We start from the raw sequence: 17,783 nt of genomic DNA, 5'->3' as shown, positions 1-17,783 counted from the left end.
GGGATCACGGGGATCACGGGGATCACGGGGATCACGGGGATCACGGGGGCCACGGGGGCCACGGATGGACGTGGGGGACGTGGGGACCACGGGGGCCGTGGACGCTCGCGGTCGCGGCGCCCGCGCGCCGGGCTCAGTAGCGGGGATGCACCAGCGTGGAGGGCGGCAGCCCCGGCATCCGGGTGCGGGCCGCGTCGCGGGCGTCCCGGGTCAGGGAGTCCGGTGTGAGGGTGTGCGGGCGGGGCGCCGCCGGGTCGAGGCGCAGCACGGGGGGCGTCCGGGCGGCCAGGAGGAAACCCCAGCCGCGGGGCGCGCGCGGGGCCGCGCCGGTGCGGTCGGGGCCGGGCGTGGGGCCGGGCTCGGAGGCGGCGTCGGGGCCGGAGCCCGGGTCGCGTGCGCCGACGCGGTAGGCGACGGTCGGCAGGCCGGCAGCGCGGAGGGTGGCGTCCACCGTCCAGAAGGCCCGCGGGTGTGCGGAGACCGGGCCCGCGTGGACCACCAGCCGCCCGTCGGGCGCGAGCACCCGCCGCAGCAGGCCGTAGAACTCCTGCGAGTACAGCTTCGTACTGGCCGTGACGGCCGGGTCGGGCAGGTCCGAGATCACCACGTCGTACGTCCCGGAGGGCGTCGAGCGCAGCCGGCGGAAGGCGTCGCCCGTGCCGGTGTGGACGCGCGCGTCGCCGTAGGCGTGCTCGTTGAGGGCGGACAGGCCGGGGTCGTGCCGGGCCAGCCGGGCGAGCTGGGGGTCGAGTTCGACGACGTCGACACGGCGTACGCCGGGGTGGCGCAGGACCTCCCGGACGGCGAGGCCGTCGCCGCCGCCGAGAACCAGCACGCGCGCGTGGGGGCCGCTCATGGCGGGGTGCACCAGCGCCTCGTGGTAGCGCCGCTCGTCGCTGCCGCGCACCCGCAGCCGGCCGTCCAGGAACAGGTCGAGGGGCCGGCCGTCGGTGTCGCCGGTCAGGACGACCTCCTGCACGTCGGTCCGCACCGCCACGCGGACGTCCTGGCCGTACACGGCCTGCCGGGCGGCGCGTTCGAAGTCGTCGGCGAGGACGGTCGCCGTGGCGAGGAGCGCGAGGACGACCACGTTGGCGGCCAGCAGCAGCCAGCGCGCCCGGCGGGTCAGGTCGCGCCGGAACAGGCCGAGGACCAGGGCGGCACCGACGACCGCGTTGACGGTGCCGGTGAGCAGCGCGCCGGTGAGCTGGCCGAGGAAGGGCAGCAGCACGAACGGGAAGGCGAGGCCGCCGACGAGCGCGCCGACGTAGTCCGCGGCGAAGAGGTCGGCGACGGCACCGCCCGGGTCCTGTCTGCGGACACGCTGGATCAGCTCCATGAGCAGCGGCACCTCGGCGCCGATCAGCACGCCGATGGCCAGGGAGAAGGCGACCAGCAGGACGCGCGGGCCGTCGGCCCACAGGCCGCCCCAGCCGCCGGTCCAGGCGAAGACGGCGTACAGCACCATCGCGCTGGAGCCGCCGACGAGGGCGAGGACGGCCTCCAGCGCGCCGAAGCCGGCCGCCGCGAGGCCGCGCAGCCGTTTGGCGGCGAGCGAGCCGAGGCCCATGGCGAAGACCATGACGGACAGGACGACGGACGCCTGGGTGACCGAGTCGCCGATCAGGTACGAGGCCAGCGCGACGAGTTCGAGTTCGTACACGAGCCCGCAGGCCGCGCACACGAACACGCCCGCCAGCACCAGGAACCGCCCGACGGCCGGCCGGACCGGCAGCCGCGCGGTCGCTTCGGGACCGCCGGGGCCGCCGGCCTCGCTGGGACCGCAGGCGTCGCAGGCGTCGCAGGCGTCGCAGGCGTCGCAGGCGTCGCAGGCGTCGCAGGCGTCGCTGGGACCGCAGGCATCGCCCCAGGACGGCGGAGAGCCGGGCGGGGCGGGCGCGTGCGGTTCGATCACGAAGTGACGTTACGTCACGCGGCCACTGCGCTTCGTCACCCACACGTGTGAAACTTGGGCACTGTGGGGCGCCACAGGTTTATCCGGCTCTTACTCGCTCACACCGCGGACGGTCTGAGCTGCGACGTCGGCACCCGCACGCCCACCCGGGTCCGGGTCGCCACCAACTGGCCGTCCTGCGGATAGGCGTGCCAGGTCCGCCAGTGCACCTGCCCCTCGCGCCGCTGGGCCAGCAGCGCGGTGAAGGCGTGCGGACTGCCCGGGAAGACCCCGGCCAGGCCGTGCGGGTGGTCGGAGACCAGGGCGATCAGTTCCTGCGCGCGGCCGGCGAAGGAGCCCGGTGTCAGCACCTCCACGCGGGCGGCGAACTCGTACTCCCAGTCGCCCTTCCGCTTGGCGACGCCCAGCGGAAGGGGGGTGCTGCTGCCCGGGATGCACGCCACCGTCTCCGAACAGCTGCCACCCTCCTCCTCGAGCAGGACTTGATGAGAGGCCCCCAGGAGTCTCAACTGCAGTTTCGCGTCGGTCAGTTCGATGTCCAGACAGGCGAGCGCGGGCAGAGGCTCGCGCCCCAGGGCCCAGGCCAGGTCGGATGCGCGCGTGTCGGTGTAGGCGGTTGTCAGGGTCGTGAGCATGGAACGGCTCCGCAAGCACACAAGGAACGGAAGGTGTGGGGCCTGCGCATCCGGGGCACTGCCGGGGATGCGGCCCGCTCAGCCCAGTCGGCCGGTCAGGAGGGGGGTCAACAGGTCGTCCGAGGAGCTGCGTTGATGAGGGAGAGCGAATCATGAACGGTGGCGCCGCCACAGCGTTTTTACCCAACTTCGTGACGTTTCCATCCCTCAGGGGGCTCCACAGCTCAACTGTTCAACCGTGGCGCACACCCCGCCCGCACGGAGTGCGCCGGTGCGTGGGAGCGCCCACCGGGAGTGTGCCCCGGCGGGCGCTCGTGATGGGGACGCGGGACCCGGCCCCAGGAGCGGGCCCCGTGCAGGGGATGCGGTTCCCCCGGACGAGAGGCTCGGCTGCCCCGTGTCAGCCGCCGCCTCCGCCGCATCCGCCGCCCCCTCCCCCGCAGGACGACCCGCCTCCGCAGGACGAGCCGCCACCGCAGGAGTGGCCCGAGTGGTGTCCGCCCGAGGACGAACCGCCCCCGTCGCCGGCCCACCAACTGTTGGTGCCGCCGCCGCTGCCGCCGCCCCCGCCGGTGCCGGTCCAGCGCGAGCTCCTGCCGCCCGTGGTCCGGACGGTGCGGGAGGTGCGCCGTCCCCGCACGAACACCCTGATCACCAGGGCTGCGACCACGAACAGGATGATGCCTGTGACCACGGCTCCACCCTCCTTCCCGTTTCCGGGACACGCCCGGAAGTCCCCCGAAGCAATCCCCCGTCGGACGCCTCGCTGTCTGTCGATCGCCAGCCGATCGCCTGCCGACCGCCGTCGGCTGCCTGCCGACCGCCGTCGATCGCCTGTGGATCGCTTGCCGATTGCCTGTGGATCGCGCCGTGAAGCTCACCGGCGTGAACGGGAGATGCCCCTCGCCGCCATGCCCCAAAGCAGAGTTGAGGAAGTTCTGAGGGTTCCTGAACGGGAACAGCCCCTGACCTGCACCGGAGTGCGAGTCAGGCGCCGTTGGCGCCTTGCTGGGCCGCCTATGGGCCGTCAGCGCCTTCCGGGCCGTACCGGAACACGGAGTCGATCGCCCGCCGGGCCCGCTCGCGGCTGTCGGGCATCAGGTGGGCGTACACCCGCAGGGTCATACCCGGATCGGCATGCCCCATGTACTCGCTCACGGCCTTGATGTTCTCGCCCGCGTCGAGCAGCGCCGAGGCGTGGAAGTGCCGCAGTGCGTGCATGCCCTGCTCGCGCGCCGGACGATCGCGGCGGGCACCGTCTTCATGCTGAGGGACGGTGACCAGACCGCCGCCACGATCACACTCACCCCGGAGGCTGAGGAAGGGTTGTGGTCGGGCAAGGAGCTGTCCGAGCCGTCAATGTTCGTCAACAAACTGGCGGTGGCACGGGATTACTCCGGGCAGAACGTCGGAGGCGCCCTTCTCGACTGGGCGGGAGACCGGGTCTACCGGGCAGCGGCCGGGGAGGGTTGTGGTTCAGCGGACGCGGCTGACGTCGGCGCTTCAGTTCTCAGACGAGTCTGCTTCGGCGTGTTCGGCAAAGACCTCGCGTGCCACGGCGTAGCTGTCAAACGCGCGAGCGACACCCGCGTAGACGGCCATCTGGATGAAGGCTTCGACGATCTCCTCTTTGGTCACGCCATTGTGCAGAGCGATACGCAGCTGGCCCCGGAGCGGCTCGAGGATGCCCAGGCTCGCCGTAATGGTGACCGAGATGAGTGCGCGGGTGCGGAGGTCGAGATGCTCGCTGCGAGTCCAAGCGTCATTGAAGGCGTGTTCGGTCGCGATCCGTGTGAAGTCGTAGGCGTTGTCAGGTTCCGTCGGCCTAGGATCGACATACGGCGCCAGGCTGAAACCAAGGATCTTCTCGGCGTTGTTCAGAGCGCGCGTGTAGTCAGCGTCGTGTTCCGTCATGGCGCCATTCTGCGCGCTGCCGACCCAAGGGCATGGGACCAGCACGACGCTCGAATTATTCCACTATGTCGGGTTCGTCAAGAGCGCCCCTTCTCGCTGACACCAGTACCTGACACCAACAAGGCCGGACAGCAACAGACACCGCCGAACCTCGACGGACAGCTAGTCGAGGCGGGAGACGAGTTGGCCGACGTTCAGGGGCGCCATGATCGACCTGATGAGGATGCAAGAGGACGGCCCCTGACCGATCCGCATGGCCAGGGGCCGTTCTCACTGCTCAGCAAGCGGAAACGGTGAGACCGAAACCGCCGTGGCATCGCTGCCGCACCTGTCGTCAAGACTGGCTACTCAGGTTCGATCTCCGCCGGACGCTCCGAGCAGGGTGGGGCGCACTCGTACACCTCGATGGACAAGTCGTGTTCACCGGAGCGCCCCTCGGCTCGGCCGACGGATCTGGCCCCTACCCGGAGAGCCTTGTCGCACCAGCAGCAGTGCCAGCCGAGGTACTGCCAGCCGTTGAGTTCCTTGACGGGTGGCGGCTTCGGCCGTCCGATCCCGGTCATGGCCGGTCGGCGTACGGGACCAGGGCGTGCTCCTCACGGCACGGGCCACAGGCCGACTGCACTCGCCCCGGCCCGGTCCCCTGCTCCACCACCTCGATGACGCGGATGCCGGCACTGTAGCCGCGGTGCCATGAGCAGTAGCCGTAGGTGGCCTACCTGACCACGGGTTTCCCGAGGACGAGCCCCTCCCCCGTGGGTGAGTCCCGGGCCGTCCCTGGGCCGTGCGAGGGGGGGGTCGACGTCGACCGACGATGACAGACGTCGACCGACCACCCGCAGGTCAGCGTGGACGCCTGGAGATCGCCGCAGGTGGCCGCCGCCGAAGGTGAGTTGAGGAAGTCCGGAGCTTCGGCGCAGGATGACCGCCATGACCTCGATGAGCTCCAGCACCCGTCCCCTCCTGAACCGCCGGCTGGCGGAGTTCGGGACGACGATCTTCGCCGAGATGTCCGCCCTGGCGGTGACGACCGGGGCGATCAACCTCGGTCAGGGCTTCCCCGACACCGACGGTCCCGAGGAGGTCCGCGAGGCCGCCGTACGGGCGCTGCGCGACGGGCGCGGCAACCAGTACCCGCCGGGCCCCGGGGTCCCCGAACTACGCGCCGCCGTCGCCGAACACCAGTTCCGCCGCTACGGCCTGTCCTACGACCCGGACACCGAGGTCCTGGTCACCGCCGGCGCCACGGAGGCCATCGCCGCCGCCCTGCTGGGCCTGCTCGAGCCCGGTGACGAGGTCGTGGCGCTGGAGCCGTACTACGACTCGTACGCGGCCTGCATCGCGATGGCGGGCGGCACGCGCGTGCCGGTGACCCTGCGGCCGCACGAGGGCGCGTTCCGCCTGGACCTGGACGAACTGCGCGACGCGGTCACCGACCGCACCCGCCTCCTGCTGCTGAACACCCCGCACAACCCGACGGGCACGGTCCTGACCCGCGAGGAGCTGGCCGCGATCGCCGAGCTGGCCGTGGAGCGGGACCTGCTGGTGGTGACCGACGAGGTCTACGAGCACCTCGTCTTCGACGGCGCCGAGCACATCCCCCTGGCCACCTTCCCGGGCATGCGGGAGCGCACGGTGAGCATCTCCAGCGCCGGCAAGACCTTCTCGTTCACCGGCTGGAAGGTCGGCTGGGTCACCGCCGCGCCCGCCCTGCTCACGGCGGTCCGCTCGGCCAAGCAGTACCTGACGTACGTGGCCTCGGGACCCTTCCAGTACGCGGTCGCCGAGGCGCTCGCGCTGCCGGAGTCGTACTTCACCGCCTACCGGGCGGACATGGAGGCCAAGCGGGACCTGCTGGCCGCGGGGCTGGCCGAGGCGGGCTTCGGCGTCCACCGCCCCACCGGAACGTACTTCGTCACCACCGACATCCGCCCGCTCGGCGAGCGCGACGGCATCGCCTTCTGCCGCTCCCTGCCCGAGCGGGCGGGGGTCGTCGCCGTCCCCAACGCGGTCTTCTACGACCACCGCGAGGCGGGCGCGCCGTTCGTCCGTTTCGCGTTCTGCAAGCGGACCCCGGTGCTGGAGGAAGCCGTGCGGCGGCTGAAGACGCTGGCGGGGTGAGCCGAGCCGCGAGGGAAGCAGAAAACCCGGCCCCCACTGCCGCGGGTGCCGGGCTCTCCTGGATTCAGCCGCGGGGGCGGACTACTCGCCGTCCTCGTCGGTCGGCTTCTCCGACTCGTTGACGTCCTGCTCCAGACCGAGCTGCTCCACGAGCCACCGGTCGAACTCGATGGCGGCCCGCACCCAGCTGACCGTCGAGGAGACGAAGTGCTCCAGGCTGACGCCCATGCCGATCAGCATCTGCGCCTCGCCGATCAGGCGGACCGTGCCGTCGTCGTGCGTGTGGGAGTACACCTTGGGCCACAGGGTGCGCCGGTTCCAGTCGTCGACCGACTCGAGCAGCTGCTGCTTCTCGTCGATCTGGTGGGGCCGGTCGTAGAACGTCCGCACCGAGAAGACCTGCTGGTCACCCTCGCCGCGGAACATGAAGTACGTACGGAACTGCTCCCACGGCGCCGCGAGGTCGCCCTCGTCGTCGACGACGTACTTCAGCTCCATCTGTTCGAGGAGCTGCTTCACAAGATCCTGATCCGGGACGACGGGGCCCGCCGGTCCTTGGGGCTGCGGCTCGGGCTGCTTGCCCCCGAAGTTCGGAATCGAGGACGGGTCGATGCTCACCGTGAATTTCCCTTCGTACGGATCTGGCCATCCTCCCCCATGCGGGGAGGGGCGTGGCAAGCCCGCCGTGGGCCTGTCAGCCCTAGGCTGACTTGATCCGGCCGGTCGGGTACCCCTTCGGGGCCCCGGCAACCCGGGGGACGGGTCGCCGGGGCGGGGACGGGAGCGATCGGCTACAGCGTCTTGCCGCTTGCCGGGCCCACGATCAGGTCGTCGCCGAAGCGGTCCACGCGGACCGTGTCGCCGTCCTTGATCTCCCCGGAGAGGATCTCCCGGGCGAGCCGGTCGCCGATGGCGGTCTGGACGAGGCGGCGCAGCGGGCGGGCGCCGTACGCCGGGTCGTTGCCCTCCTCGGCCAGCCAGGCCAGGGCCTCGTCGGTGACCTCCAGGGTGAGGCGGCGTTCGGCGAGCCGCCGGGCCAGGCCGTTGATCTGGAGCCGGGCGATCCGGCTCAGCTCCTCCTTGCTGAGGGCCGAGAACACCACCAGGTCGTCGAGCCGGTTGAGGAACTCCGGCTTGAACGAAGCCCGGACCACCTCCAGGACCTGCTGCTTCTTCTCCGCCTCGCCGGTCGTCGGGTCGACCAGGTACTGGCTGCCCAGGTTGGAGGTGAGCACCAGGATGGTGTTGCGGAAGTCGACGGTGCGGCCCTGGCCGTCGGTGAGGCGGCCGTCGTCCAGCACCTGGAGCAGGATGTCGAAGACCTCGGGGTGCGCCTTCTCCACCTCGTCGAGCAGCACGACGGTGTACGGCCGCCGCCGCACGGCCTCGGTGAGCTGGCCGCCCTCCTCGTAGCCCACGTATCCGGGCGGGGCGCCGACGAGCCGGGCGACGCTGTGCTTCTCGCTGTACTCCGACATGTCGATGCGGACCATGGCCCGCTCGTCGTCGAAGAGGAAGTCGGCGAGCGCCTTGGCCAGCTCGGTCTTGCCGACACCGGTCGGGCCGAGGAAGAGGAACGACCCGGTCGGCCGGTCCGGGTCGGCGATCCCGGCCCGGCTGCGGCGTACGGCGTCGGAGACGGCCCGTACGGCCTCGGTCTGGCCGATGAGCCGCTTGCCGAGCTCGTCCTCCATGCGCAGCAGCTTCTGCGTCTCGCCCTCCAGGAGGCGGCCTGCGGGGATGCCGGTCCAGGAGGCGACGACGTCGGCGATGTCGTCGGCGCCGACCTCCTCCTTGACCATGGTGTCGCGGGCGACCTCTTCCTCGGCCTCGGAGGCGGCCTCCAGGTCGCGCTCCAGGGTGGGGATCTCGCCGTAGAGCAGCTTGCTGGCGGTGTCGAAGTCGCCGTCGCGCTGGGCACGTTCGGCCTGCCCGCGCAGCTCGTCGAGCTTCTCCTTCAGCTCGCCGACCCGGTTGAGGGACTGCTTCTCCTTCTCCCAGCGGGCGTTGAGGCCGCGCAGCTCCTCCTCCTTGTCGGCGAGGTCGCGCCGCAGCCGCTCCAGGCGTTCGAGGGAGGCGGCGTCGGTCTCCTTGCCGATCGCGAGCTCCTCCATCTTCAGCCGGTCGACGGCGCGCTGGAGTTCGTCGATCTCGACGGGCGAGGAGTCGATCTCCATGCGCAGCCGGGAGGCGGCCTCGTCGACGAGGTCGATGGCCTTGTCGGGCAGGAAGCGGGAGGTGATGTACCGGTCGGAGAGCGTGGCGGCGGCCACCAGCGCGCTGTCCGCGATCTGCACCTTGTGGTGCGCCTCGTAACGTCCCTTGAGCCCGCGCAGGATGGCGATGGAGTCCTCGACGGTGGGCTCGGCGACCAGCACCTGCTGGAAGCGCCGCTCCAGGGCCGGGTCCTTCTCGATCCGCTCCCGGTACTCGTCCAGCGTGGTCGCGCCGACCATGCGCAGCTCGCCACGGGCCAGCATGGGCTTGAGCATGTTCCCGGCGTCCATGGCGGAGTCCCCGCCGGCACCGGCGCCGACGACGGTGTGCAATTCGTCGATGAAGGTGACGACCTGCCCGTCGGAGTCCTTGATCTCGGCGAGCACGGTCTTGAGCCGCTCCTCGAACTCACCGCGGTACTTCGCCCCGGCGACCATCGCCCCGAGGTCCAGCGCCACCAGCCGCTTGTCCTTCAGCGACTCGGGCACGTCCCCCTTCACGATGCGCTGGGCGAGTCCCTCGACGACGGCGGTCTTGCCGACGCCGGGCTCGCCGATGAGCACGGGGTTGTTCTTGGTCCGCCGGCTCAGCACCTGCACGACCCGCCGGATCTCCTGGTCGCGGCCGATGACGGGGTCGAGCTTTCCGTCCCGGGCGGCGGCGGTGAGGTCGGTCCCGAACTTCTCCAGCGCCTTGTACTGGCCCTCGGGGTCGGGAGTGGTCACGCGGCGCCCTCCCCTCGCCTTGCGGAAGGCCTCCTGCAGTTTCTTCGCACTCGCTCCCTGCCCCTCCAGTACCTCACCGGCCGCGCCGCCCTTCGCGGCGATGCCGAGGAGCAGGTGCTCGGTGGAGAGGTACTCGTCCCCGAGTTCCTTGGCGCGGGCCTGGGCGTCGGCGACCACGGCGAGCATCTCACGGCTCGGCTGCGGGGGCGCGACGGTGGACCCGGTGACGCTGGGCAGCCCGCCGACGATGCGCTCGGCGCCGGAGCGCACGGCGGCCAGGTCGGCCTCGACGGCGACGAGCAGGTCGGTGATGTTCTCGTTGTCCTGCCCCTGGAGCAGGGCGAGGAGCAGGTGGGCGGGGGTGAGGTCGGCGTTTCCCTCGGTCACGGCCCGGTTGCTGGCCGCGTTGATCGCGTCCCGGCTCCGGTTGGTCAGCTCGGCGTCCACGGTCTGGCTCTCCTCCTCGCGTAGTGCTGACTCGTCCAGCGTACACAAAGTTGAGTCGGTACCACTCAAGGCGGAGCCCCCACGTGCCCGCCGATCGGGACGCCAGGGCGATGGAGCGGGAGACGGAACGTGCCGCACGAGTGCTTTTTCGGCCAGCCGCAGAACCGCCGGGTTTCGCGAGATGTCCGCACATGCGACAGCGGCGTCACCGTGTTCAGGTCACGGTGACGCCGCTGCCGGGGGGAAGCACCTGAGCGATCTGTTACGACGGGGGAATCGCGTCAGGCACTGCGGGGGGTGGCCGAGATGGTCCTCACTTCGGGGACGTCCGGCTGCTCGAGCCGGTGGTCCCGCTGGTCCAGGTTCACAAAGATCATTCCGTACCGGATGGCGCACCGCACGGGCTGCGGCGCCCCCCGAGGCCGCCGCAGGCACCGGTACGCCCGCACGTCGCCGTCCTCGTCCAGCGTGACGACGACCGGCTCGCCGAAGACGGTCACCATCAGGGAGTCACCGGCGTGCGGGATCGCGGTGACCAGGTCGATGAAGTGCCAGCCGGAGCGGTAGGCGGTGGCCATTTCTCGACGGAAGGAGCGGTCGTCGGGTGGTGTGGTCATCGCGCTCAGTCCCAGGACGTGTCGTCGGCACGGTCGACTCCTGCAACCACCGCGGTCGACGTCACCTTCGCATGAACCTCACTGGACTTGCCGGCCAGGCCGCTCGCGACCCCAAGCACCACGACGGCGGAAAGAGCAGCGGCAAGTACCGAGCGAAGCATTCTCTTACTCATAGTCGGCTTCGTCCTCACTCGATGGTCTCCTCTTCCCCCGTCGGATAAGACGATGGCTCATTCAGGCACGTCATGGCCACACAATCGGTGCATCATGTTCCTGCACGTTCAGGACCCTGGGGGGTGGATAAATGGGGACACATGAGACACAAGCGGCACATCCCCATGCCGTCACCGAACTGTGTGACGAAGGCAGTCGGCTGTACGTCAGCGCCTTGCGTGCAGGACGCATCGCCCGATCGGATGTCGAATCGGCCCCTTGCCTGATGGAATTCGCCCTGCTCCACCCGGACCCCGATGACGCCCACTGGCTTCGTCCCGTCCCTCCGACGGTAGCCCTGGCGCAGCGCCTCCATCCCATCGAACGGGAAATCACAGAACGCAGGCGCCTGTCGGTCCAGTTGGCCGACGCCTTCGAGCCGTACATGGCCGCGAGTGCCCAGAGCACAACCTCTACGCACTCCATCACCGTGCTGGAAGGCAGAGACCGGATCAACGGGGCACTCAACCTCGCCACCTCCGAATGCCACACCGAGGTGCTTACCGTTCAGCCCGGTAAACGACGGATGGAGAGCAACCTCCTGAAGGGCCTGGAACGCGACAGGCCCCTTATCGAGCGCGGGGTGCGGCTGCGGACTCTGTACCAGCACACCGCCCGGCACAGCCCCGAGACCCTTGCCTACGTGGATCAGATCGCCAGCGGCAAGGTCGAGGTCCGCACCATCGACGAACTGGTCGAGCGGCTCATCATCTGCGACGAGACCGTCGCCTTCATACCGATACGGGAAGACCGTCAAGTCGCCCTTGAGCTGCGCCATCCCGGCCTGGTTCGATACCTGACCAAGGTCTTCGAGTTCATGTGGGCGCGCGCAGTACCCCTGAACGTGGGAACGCCGTACGAGACCGCCCCCGACGGCATCACCGACATCCAGCACTCCATCGCCAAGCTCCTTGTGGAAGGCCATGTAGACGAGGCCATCGCCCGACGTCTCGGCATGAATGTGCGCACTTGCCGCGCTCACATCGCCAAACTGGCCATGGCCCTCGGAAGCGGCAGTCGTGCCCAGCTCGGCTACCTCATAGCCCGGTCCGGAATCCTGGAGAAGGATCACTGATCCCGATAGACGAAGAGAGCCGCACGTGACCCCAGAGGTGCACAGCCACGGAGCGGAGGAGCTGTGTGGCGCGGGCCTTGAGCTGTATGCCCGCGCGCTGCGCGAAGGACATGTGTCCAGCGAATCGGCGGTCATGGCACCCTGCCTGATCGACAACGGCATGCTCCACCCCGCCGTCGAGAACTTGGACCGGCTGGAGCCCGTACCGCCGACCGTCGCGCTGCAACGCCTGCTCCGGTCATCGGAGGACCGCATCGCCAACGAGCGGCGTCGCGGGCAACACCTGGCCGACGTCTTCGAGCCCCTCATGCGTCTGGGCACGCGGAGTGTCGCCACCGAGGACACCCCAGCACTCAGAATCCTCAGCAGCAAAAGACGGACGGGCCAGGCCATCGAGGAAGCCATGGCTGAGGGCAGAAGAGAGCTCCTCGCGATCCAACCGCACGACACACACGTCTCCAGACGCCCCGACATACTCGAAGGGGCCATAAAGCGAGACCAGGACTTCCTCGGTCGCGGCGCCCGTATCCGCGCGTTGTACCAGCACACCATGCGCCACGCCCCCTACGCGCGCGCCCGCTACGAACATCTGACGGGCGATGTGGAGGCTCGCACCCTCGACGAAGTCACCGAACGCCTCATCATCATCGACCGCACCGTCGCCTTCATCCCCGCCAGCGCCGACCGCTCACTCGCCCTCGAAGTACGCCACCCCGCCCTCATCGCCTACTTCGTCAACACCTTCGACCGCCTCTGGCACCTCGCCACCCCCATGCACCCCCAAGCCGTCCACCAGCCCACCCTCAACGGCATCACCCCCCGCCAACGCGCCATCGCCGCCCTCCTCGTCGAAGGTCACACCGACTCCGACATCGCCGACCGCCTCGGCATGAACGTCCGCACCGCCCGCGTCCACATCGCCAAACTCGCCGCCACCCTCGGCAGCGAAAGCCGGGCCCAACTCGGCTACCTCATCGGGCAGTCGGGGATTCTCGACCGGGAAGAATGACGGGGGCGGGGGCGGTCCGCGGGGAACCGTCCAGGCCGGCCTGGGCTATGCGGACGCCCAACTGCGTGCGGCTGGCCGCGCCCAGGGTCTCCGAGAGCCGGGCGATGTGCGCGCGGGCCGTGCGGACGCTGATGCCGAGGCGCTCCGCGATCACCGCGTCCTGGTGGCCCTCCGCGAGGAGCGCCGCGATGGACTGCTCGCGGTGGGAGATGCCCTCGATGCCGGTGTCGGGGAGCGCGGCGGTCAGGGGGATCCCCAGGCGCCACAGGCGTTCGAAGACCGTGACCAGGTAGGCGATCAGTGCGGGGTGGCGCAGTTCCAGGGCCATCGTGCGGTCGGTGTTGGCGGGGATGAAGGCGACGGTGCGGTCGAAGAGGATGAGGCGGTCGATGACCTCGTCCAACGTGCGGGCCTCCACCGCGTCGCCCATCAGCTCCAGGTAGTTGAGCAGACCCTGCCCGTGCCGGGCCACGTGCGTGTACAGGTCCCGCATCCGCACCCCGCGCCCCCGCAGCGCCAGCGCCCGGTGCAGGCCCTCCGAAAGCTCGTGCTCGCGCCGGATGCCGCCGGGCTGGACGGTGAGCACCTCCGTCGTACAGGCCTGGGTCGCCTCGTCCATCGCGGCCTGGATGCGGGAGAGGCCGTCCAGGACGCGGATCGCAGTTCCCTCGGGGCCGGCCGGGGACTGGAGCAGCCGGCCCAGGTCCGCGTACCACTCGAACGCCTCCACGGCCGAACCCACCCGCCGCTGACTGGCGCTGACCTCCTCGTGGACGCCGCGCAACAGCCGCGTCATGACCTCCTGCGGGGAGGTCGGCACCAGCCAGTCCATGTCGTCGGGGTCGGGGTGCAGCAGGGCCAGTTCGAGGAGGCAGGGGACCGGATCGGCGTCACGCCGCGGTATCCGGCCGCGCCGGACGGCCCGGGAGTACACGCGGTCCCCGGCCGCGCACAGCCGGTCGGCCCCGTGCGGGTGCTCCTGAGCCCCGTGCCCGGCCATCGCCCATCCCACCCCCGGTTCCGGCTCTTCCGCAGCGCAACTATGCGCGGCCGGGACCGGCTCCGCAACAAGGCTCCGTCTCCGCCGACATCGGATGTGTAAGTGAATCACCCCTTACGCGCCCCTCCACTTCCCCTCGTTGCAACAAGCTGAAGGTGCCGGAGAGATGTACGCAGCGTGCATGCTGGGTAACGGCGGGGCCTGACCAACTCCGTCGGCCGTAGGGCGACTTGGTGGGCAAAGCGGGGGGACAGAGAGCGTGATACGTGTAGGAATTGTCGGCCGGGAGCCGCTGGAACGGGCCGGCGTCAGGCGCGTCCTGGAGTCAGACGGCGGGATTCGGGTCGTCGGCGAGGCGTCGGAGGCCGAGTCGCGCACGATACGAACAGCGCGCCTGGACGTCCTGGTCAGCAGCCACACCGGTACGGAGGAGGCGCTCGACAACCTCCGGTTACCGAAGGCGGCCGGGCCGAGAGCCACGAACGTCCCGGCCTCCAGTCCGGCGCACGTCGTACTGGTCGACCACTTGTCGGAACACATCACGCGCGTGCTGCTGCATCAGGGCGCCCGCGGGGTCCTGCTGCGTGACAACTCCGTACGGCACCTCCCGTGGGCCGTACGCGCGGCGGCGGCGGGCACAGTCGCGCTCGGGCCCGTTGCCGCACAGTTCCTGGTCGACCAGTACGTCCGGCCCGGCCGCACGGCCGATGCGGTGGCCGCCGCGCTCGGTTTGCTGGAGAAGCTCAGCTCCAGGGAGCGGGAGATCGTGCACCTACTGGCGGACGGGGTGTCGAACCCCGACATGGCCGAAACGTTGGGTATCAGTACCCACACGGTCAAGGACCACATCCGCGGGGTCTACACCAAGCTTGGTGTGGACAACCGCGTGCAGGCATCCCGCGTCGTGTGGCAGGCACACGTGCACGCACAGCCACAGCCTACGAGCCCGCAGGCACCCGGTTCGGGTGCCTGCGGTGGTCTCCGGGCGCCGTGAAGCCCGGCCTTCGAGCGAGCGCGTCAGTCGTTGCGCGGGCGCCACACCAGTCCCGCCGCGGATGCCGTACGCGCACCCCACCAGGCCATCACCGCCGCGCACGCCAGACCGGCCGCTCCCACCGCCGACAGGGCGGACAGCCGGTCGGCGGAGTCCGCCATCAGCGGTGTCGTCACGTACCAGGTCACGGCGACGGCCGCGCACACGGCGAACGCGGTCGGTACCAGCAGTGACCAGACGGACACCGCGTAGTACACGCGGCCGTTGCCGCTCAGCACCGAGACCGGGCCCAGTTCGCGGCCCGTCCGGACGAACTGGGCCACCGCGCCGACCCCGGCCACGACCACGATCACCAGCACGCCCGCGACGGAGAGCAACTCCAGCCACCGCCCGGCCGCGATGCCCTCGCCGCTGCCACCGAAGGTGCCGGCCATCGCGAACACCTGGACGTCCGTCGCCATGGCCACATGCGTGTTGGCGGCACGGTGCACCCGCGACAGGGACAGCTGCCGTCCGTCCTGCGCGAGGGCCACCAGGGACGGTTCCTCGGACGTACGCATCGTCTTGCTCACGTCTCCGGTACGGGCGTGGAGACGCACCCCGACCGACCGCTCCAACTCCGCGGCCCGGGCCAGACCGGCATGCCGGGTACGGAGTTCGGCAGGGGCCGCCGTCGGGCACTCGACGCCGAGGTCCCGCCATACCGGGCAGTCCGCGACGAGGTCGGTCCGCCCCGACCGGGGGTCCCTCGTCACGGCCAGCGCATGCACTCCCGGCCCCAGGTCACTTTCGAAGGACGCCACGTCGGCCGTGGTCGTGGACAGCGTCGTCGACACCTGCACCACGCTGGTGCCGAGGTGTTCCTCCACCGCCTCGACCCGGTCGCTCATGTCCGTGAACAGGCTGATCGCGATTTGCCCCTGCGCCGCGAGACCCACCGCGACGACCACCGCGGCCACCAGTCGCGCGACCGGACGCGCGCCCACCGCCAGGCGACGACCGGCGACCAGCATGCCCACCCTGCCCCGCGCGGCACCGAGCCTGGCCAGTGCGGGTCCCGACGCCGACACCACCGCACCGGCCACCCCGGGCAGCAGCGCGATCGTGACCACGCTGCCGGCCGCCAGAACGGGCAGGCGCAGGTCGTACGGTGCCAGATCGGTACCCCGCACCGTGCCGAAGAGCGCCACGGGAAACAGCCACAGCATCCACTCACGGCGCCGTCCGGCAGCCACGGGCCGGGTCGAGGCGCCGGGTCGGTAGCGCGGCTGGAGCAGCACCACGGCGGCGAGCACGGCGAGGGGGACGCCCACCACGGCGCCCACGAGACCGGGGAGCGCTGCGCGGGCGTCGGCGACGTACAGCACGAAGTCGACGACGGGCAGCGGCGTGTCCGTGAGGAGTACGGGAGCGACGGCCACGGCCGCCGCCGACGCGCCGAGGGCCACGGGCAGCACCGCCTCGCCCACCGTGAACCAGGCCCGGGCACCGGCGGAGGCGCCCAGCGCGGTCAGGACGGCGGTCCTGCGGTCCCGGGCGGCGGCGCCGACCCGGGCGGCGATCACGACGAACAGACCGGCGGGGAGGCCCACCAACGCCAGATAGGCCCAGTGGAACTCCTTGGAACCGAAGTTGTACATGTGCTCGCCGAGCGACGGCGTCCAGGAGACGCCGAATCCCGAAGCCCCGGTCATCTCCTCCGGGTCCAGCCGCTCAGCCGTCGGCCGTACATACGCGAAATACTCGCTCGGCGACTCCAGGCCGTCCGGAGCGATGGTGCCCTCGGCCCGCCCGTACTCCTCGCGCACCTGAGGGCCGACCGCCTTCAGCGCCGGGGAGAGCACTGCCTCACCGGGCCTCGGCCACCGGCTCAGGCCGGGAGGCAGCGGTGCGTCGGGCGTGAGGGGCTCGATGTACACCACGTCGTACTGGCGGTCGTCGACACTCGCCAGGGTCGCCCGCCACAGCAGCGTGGCGGAGCCGGTGTCGGCCTCTTGCGGCCAGCGGGCCTGGCTGCGCTCGGTGCGACCGTCGAAGGAGGACGCGGCGAGCAGGAACCCGCAGGCCGCGAGGACCGCCACTGCGGTGGCGGCGAACAACGCGAAGTAGCGGATGCGGCCCGCCTCGGCCGACCGGGACGCTGCCCGTCCCGTGCGCAGGAGCGTGCGTCGCAGACCGCCGCCGTTCACCGCGCCTCCTGGGCCTGGACCAGGCGCCCCTCGTGCAGGTGCAGCCGCAGGTCGGCACGCCCGGCCACCATCGGGTCGTGCGTCACCACCACGAGGGCGCACCCGTGTTCCCTCGGAGTACTGAACAGCAGGTCGGCCACGGCTTCCCGCTGTTCGCCGTCCAACGCGCCGGTCGGCTCGTCCGCCAGCAGCAGTTCCGGCGTGTTGACCAGGGCGCGGGCCACGGCGACACGCTGCCTCTCCCCGCCCGACAGGTCCTGCGTGGCCGTGGCCTCGGGGACTCCAAGGCGGGTGAGCAGCGACTCGGCACGGGAGCGGGCCTCGGTGACCGCGTCGCCGGCCAGCAGGCTCGCGATCATCACGTTCTCCACCGGGGTGAGTTCGGGGAGCAGCTCGCCGAACTGGAAGACCATGCCGACGTGCCGTCGCCGGTGCGCGGCGAGGGCACGCGCGGACAGCCGGGTCACGTCCTGTCCCACGATCTCGACGCGCCCCGACTGCGGTCGGATCAGCCCCATGACGCACATCAGCAAGGTGGACTTGCCGCTTCCGGAGGGGCCCATCACGGAGACGGAACTCCCTGCGGGGACGGTGAGATCGGCACCGGCGAGCAGACTTCGGCCGGATACGCCGTAGACCACCTCGCTCAGCCGCAGGACAGGCGGTACGGGGGTTGAGGTCACGCGGAGCTCCCTTGGTCGAGGGGATCACT

General features: G+C 70.7%; 14 protein-coding genes and 2 pseudogenes. 5 read left to right on the top strand and 11 right to left on the bottom strand.

Annotated elements, in window-relative coordinates:
• Window positions 1-133: 133 nt before the first annotated feature.
• The 4 genes and pseudogenes from Sco07f_RS07340 to Sco07f_RS07325 form a co-directional block, all read right to left on the bottom strand.
• Window positions 134-1,915: a polyamine aminopropyltransferase gene (locus Sco07f_RS07340; RefSeq protein ID WP_108987302.1), complete on the bottom strand. Its 1,782-nt coding sequence runs from the start codon at window positions 1,913-1,915 to the stop codon at window positions 134-136.
• Window positions 1,916-2,013: 98 nt separating this feature from the next.
• The gene (locus tag Sco07f_RS07335) at window positions 2,014-2,550 is read right to left on the bottom strand and encodes a DUF2617 family protein (protein ID WP_164140546.1); all 537 of its coding nucleotides are present in this window, start codon (window positions 2,548-2,550) and stop codon (window positions 2,014-2,016) included.
• 400 nt (window positions 2,551-2,950) lie between these two features.
• Window positions 2,951-3,244: a hypothetical protein gene (locus Sco07f_RS41080; protein ID WP_054103078.1), complete on the bottom strand. Its 294-nt coding sequence runs from the start codon at window positions 3,242-3,244 to the stop codon at window positions 2,951-2,953.
• A gap of 323 nt (window positions 3,245-3,567) precedes the next feature.
• A pseudogene (locus Sco07f_RS07325) lies at window positions 3,568-3,789 on the bottom strand (tyrosine-type recombinase/integrase); the annotation flags it as partial.
• A 24-nt stretch (window positions 3,790-3,813) separates the two neighbouring features.
• On the opposite strand from Sco07f_RS07325, the pseudogene Sco07f_RS40510 reads away from it, so the two are divergent.
• A pseudogene (locus Sco07f_RS40510) lies at window positions 3,814-4,011 on the top strand (GNAT family N-acetyltransferase); the annotation flags it as partial.
• A gap of 42 nt (window positions 4,012-4,053) precedes the next feature.
• Here Sco07f_RS40510 and Sco07f_RS07315 read toward each other — a convergent pair.
• Window positions 4,054-4,464 (bottom strand): carboxymuconolactone decarboxylase family protein, encoded by a 411-nt coding sequence (locus tag Sco07f_RS07315; protein ID WP_003975062.1) that lies wholly within the window; start codon window positions 4,462-4,464, stop codon window positions 4,054-4,056.
• Between the two features lie 930 nt (window positions 4,465-5,394).
• On the opposite strand from Sco07f_RS07315, the gene Sco07f_RS07305 reads away from it, so the two are divergent.
• The gene (locus Sco07f_RS07305) at window positions 5,395-6,585 is read left to right on the top strand and encodes a pyridoxal phosphate-dependent aminotransferase (protein WP_108987425.1); all 1,191 of its coding nucleotides are present in this window, start codon (window positions 5,395-5,397) and stop codon (window positions 6,583-6,585) included.
• Window positions 6,586-6,666: 81 nt separating this feature from the next.
• Here the strand turns inward: Sco07f_RS07305 and Sco07f_RS07300 are convergent, their stop codons facing one another.
• The 3 genes from Sco07f_RS07300 to Sco07f_RS07290 form a co-directional block, all read right to left on the bottom strand.
• Entirely contained in the window at window positions 6,667-7,203 is a 537-nt protein-coding gene (locus tag Sco07f_RS07300; protein WP_007451821.1) for a YbjN domain-containing protein, read from the bottom strand.
• A 173-nt stretch (window positions 7,204-7,376) separates the two neighbouring features.
• A complete protein-coding gene (gene clpB / locus Sco07f_RS07295; RefSeq protein WP_007451820.1) occupies window positions 7,377-9,974 on the bottom strand; it encodes an ATP-dependent chaperone ClpB in 2,598 nt (865 codons plus the stop codon).
• 281 nt (window positions 9,975-10,255) lie between these two features.
• Window positions 10,256-10,591: a Rieske (2Fe-2S) protein gene (locus Sco07f_RS07290; RefSeq protein WP_007451819.1), complete on the bottom strand. Its 336-nt coding sequence runs from the start codon at window positions 10,589-10,591 to the stop codon at window positions 10,256-10,258.
• Between the two features lie 304 nt (window positions 10,592-10,895).
• Between Sco07f_RS07290 and Sco07f_RS07280 the strand changes: the two genes are divergently transcribed.
• Window positions 10,896-11,879, top strand: a complete 984-nt coding sequence (locus tag Sco07f_RS07280; protein ID WP_108987299.1) for a helix-turn-helix transcriptional regulator — start codon at window positions 10,896-10,898, stop codon at window positions 11,877-11,879.
• Window positions 11,880-11,904: 25 nt separating this feature from the next.
• A complete protein-coding gene (locus Sco07f_RS07275) occupies window positions 11,905-12,888 on the top strand; it encodes a helix-turn-helix transcriptional regulator (protein ID WP_108987298.1) in 984 nt (327 codons plus the stop codon).
• On the opposite strand, the gene Sco07f_RS07270 is transcribed toward Sco07f_RS07275, so the two are convergent.
• Window positions 12,851-13,888: a helix-turn-helix transcriptional regulator gene (locus Sco07f_RS07270; protein WP_108987297.1), complete on the bottom strand. Its 1,038-nt coding sequence runs from the start codon at window positions 13,886-13,888 to the stop codon at window positions 12,851-12,853. The genes Sco07f_RS07275 and Sco07f_RS07270 overlap by 38 nt on opposite strands.
• Before the next feature lie 259 nt (window positions 13,889-14,147).
• Between Sco07f_RS07270 and Sco07f_RS07265 the strand changes: the two genes are divergently transcribed.
• Entirely contained in the window at window positions 14,148-14,882 is a 735-nt protein-coding gene (locus tag Sco07f_RS07265) for a response regulator transcription factor (protein ID WP_108987296.1), read from the top strand.
• Between the two features lie 23 nt (window positions 14,883-14,905).
• Here Sco07f_RS07265 and Sco07f_RS07260 read toward each other — a convergent pair whose 3' ends face one another.
• Together Sco07f_RS07260 and Sco07f_RS07255 are read right to left on the bottom strand one after the other, a co-directional pair.
• Window positions 14,906-17,071: a hypothetical protein gene (locus Sco07f_RS07260; RefSeq protein ID WP_108987295.1), complete on the bottom strand. Its 2,166-nt coding sequence runs from the start codon at window positions 17,069-17,071 to the stop codon at window positions 14,906-14,908.
• Window positions 17,068-17,754 (bottom strand): ABC transporter ATP-binding protein, encoded by a 687-nt coding sequence (locus tag Sco07f_RS07255; protein ID WP_108987294.1) that lies wholly within the window; start codon window positions 17,752-17,754, stop codon window positions 17,068-17,070. The genes Sco07f_RS07260 and Sco07f_RS07255 overlap by 4 nt, the downstream gene beginning before the upstream one ends.
• Window positions 17,755-17,783: the final 29 nt, after the last annotated feature.

It is taken from the genome of Streptomyces coelicoflavus (assembly GCF_003112555.1).
GTDB classification, from domain to species: Bacteria; Actinomycetota; Actinomycetes; order Streptomycetales; family Streptomycetaceae; genus Streptomyces; species Streptomyces coelicoflavus.
The sequence above is the reverse complement of the archived record's forward strand: the minus strand, read 5'-3'. Positions and strand labels throughout refer to the sequence as shown.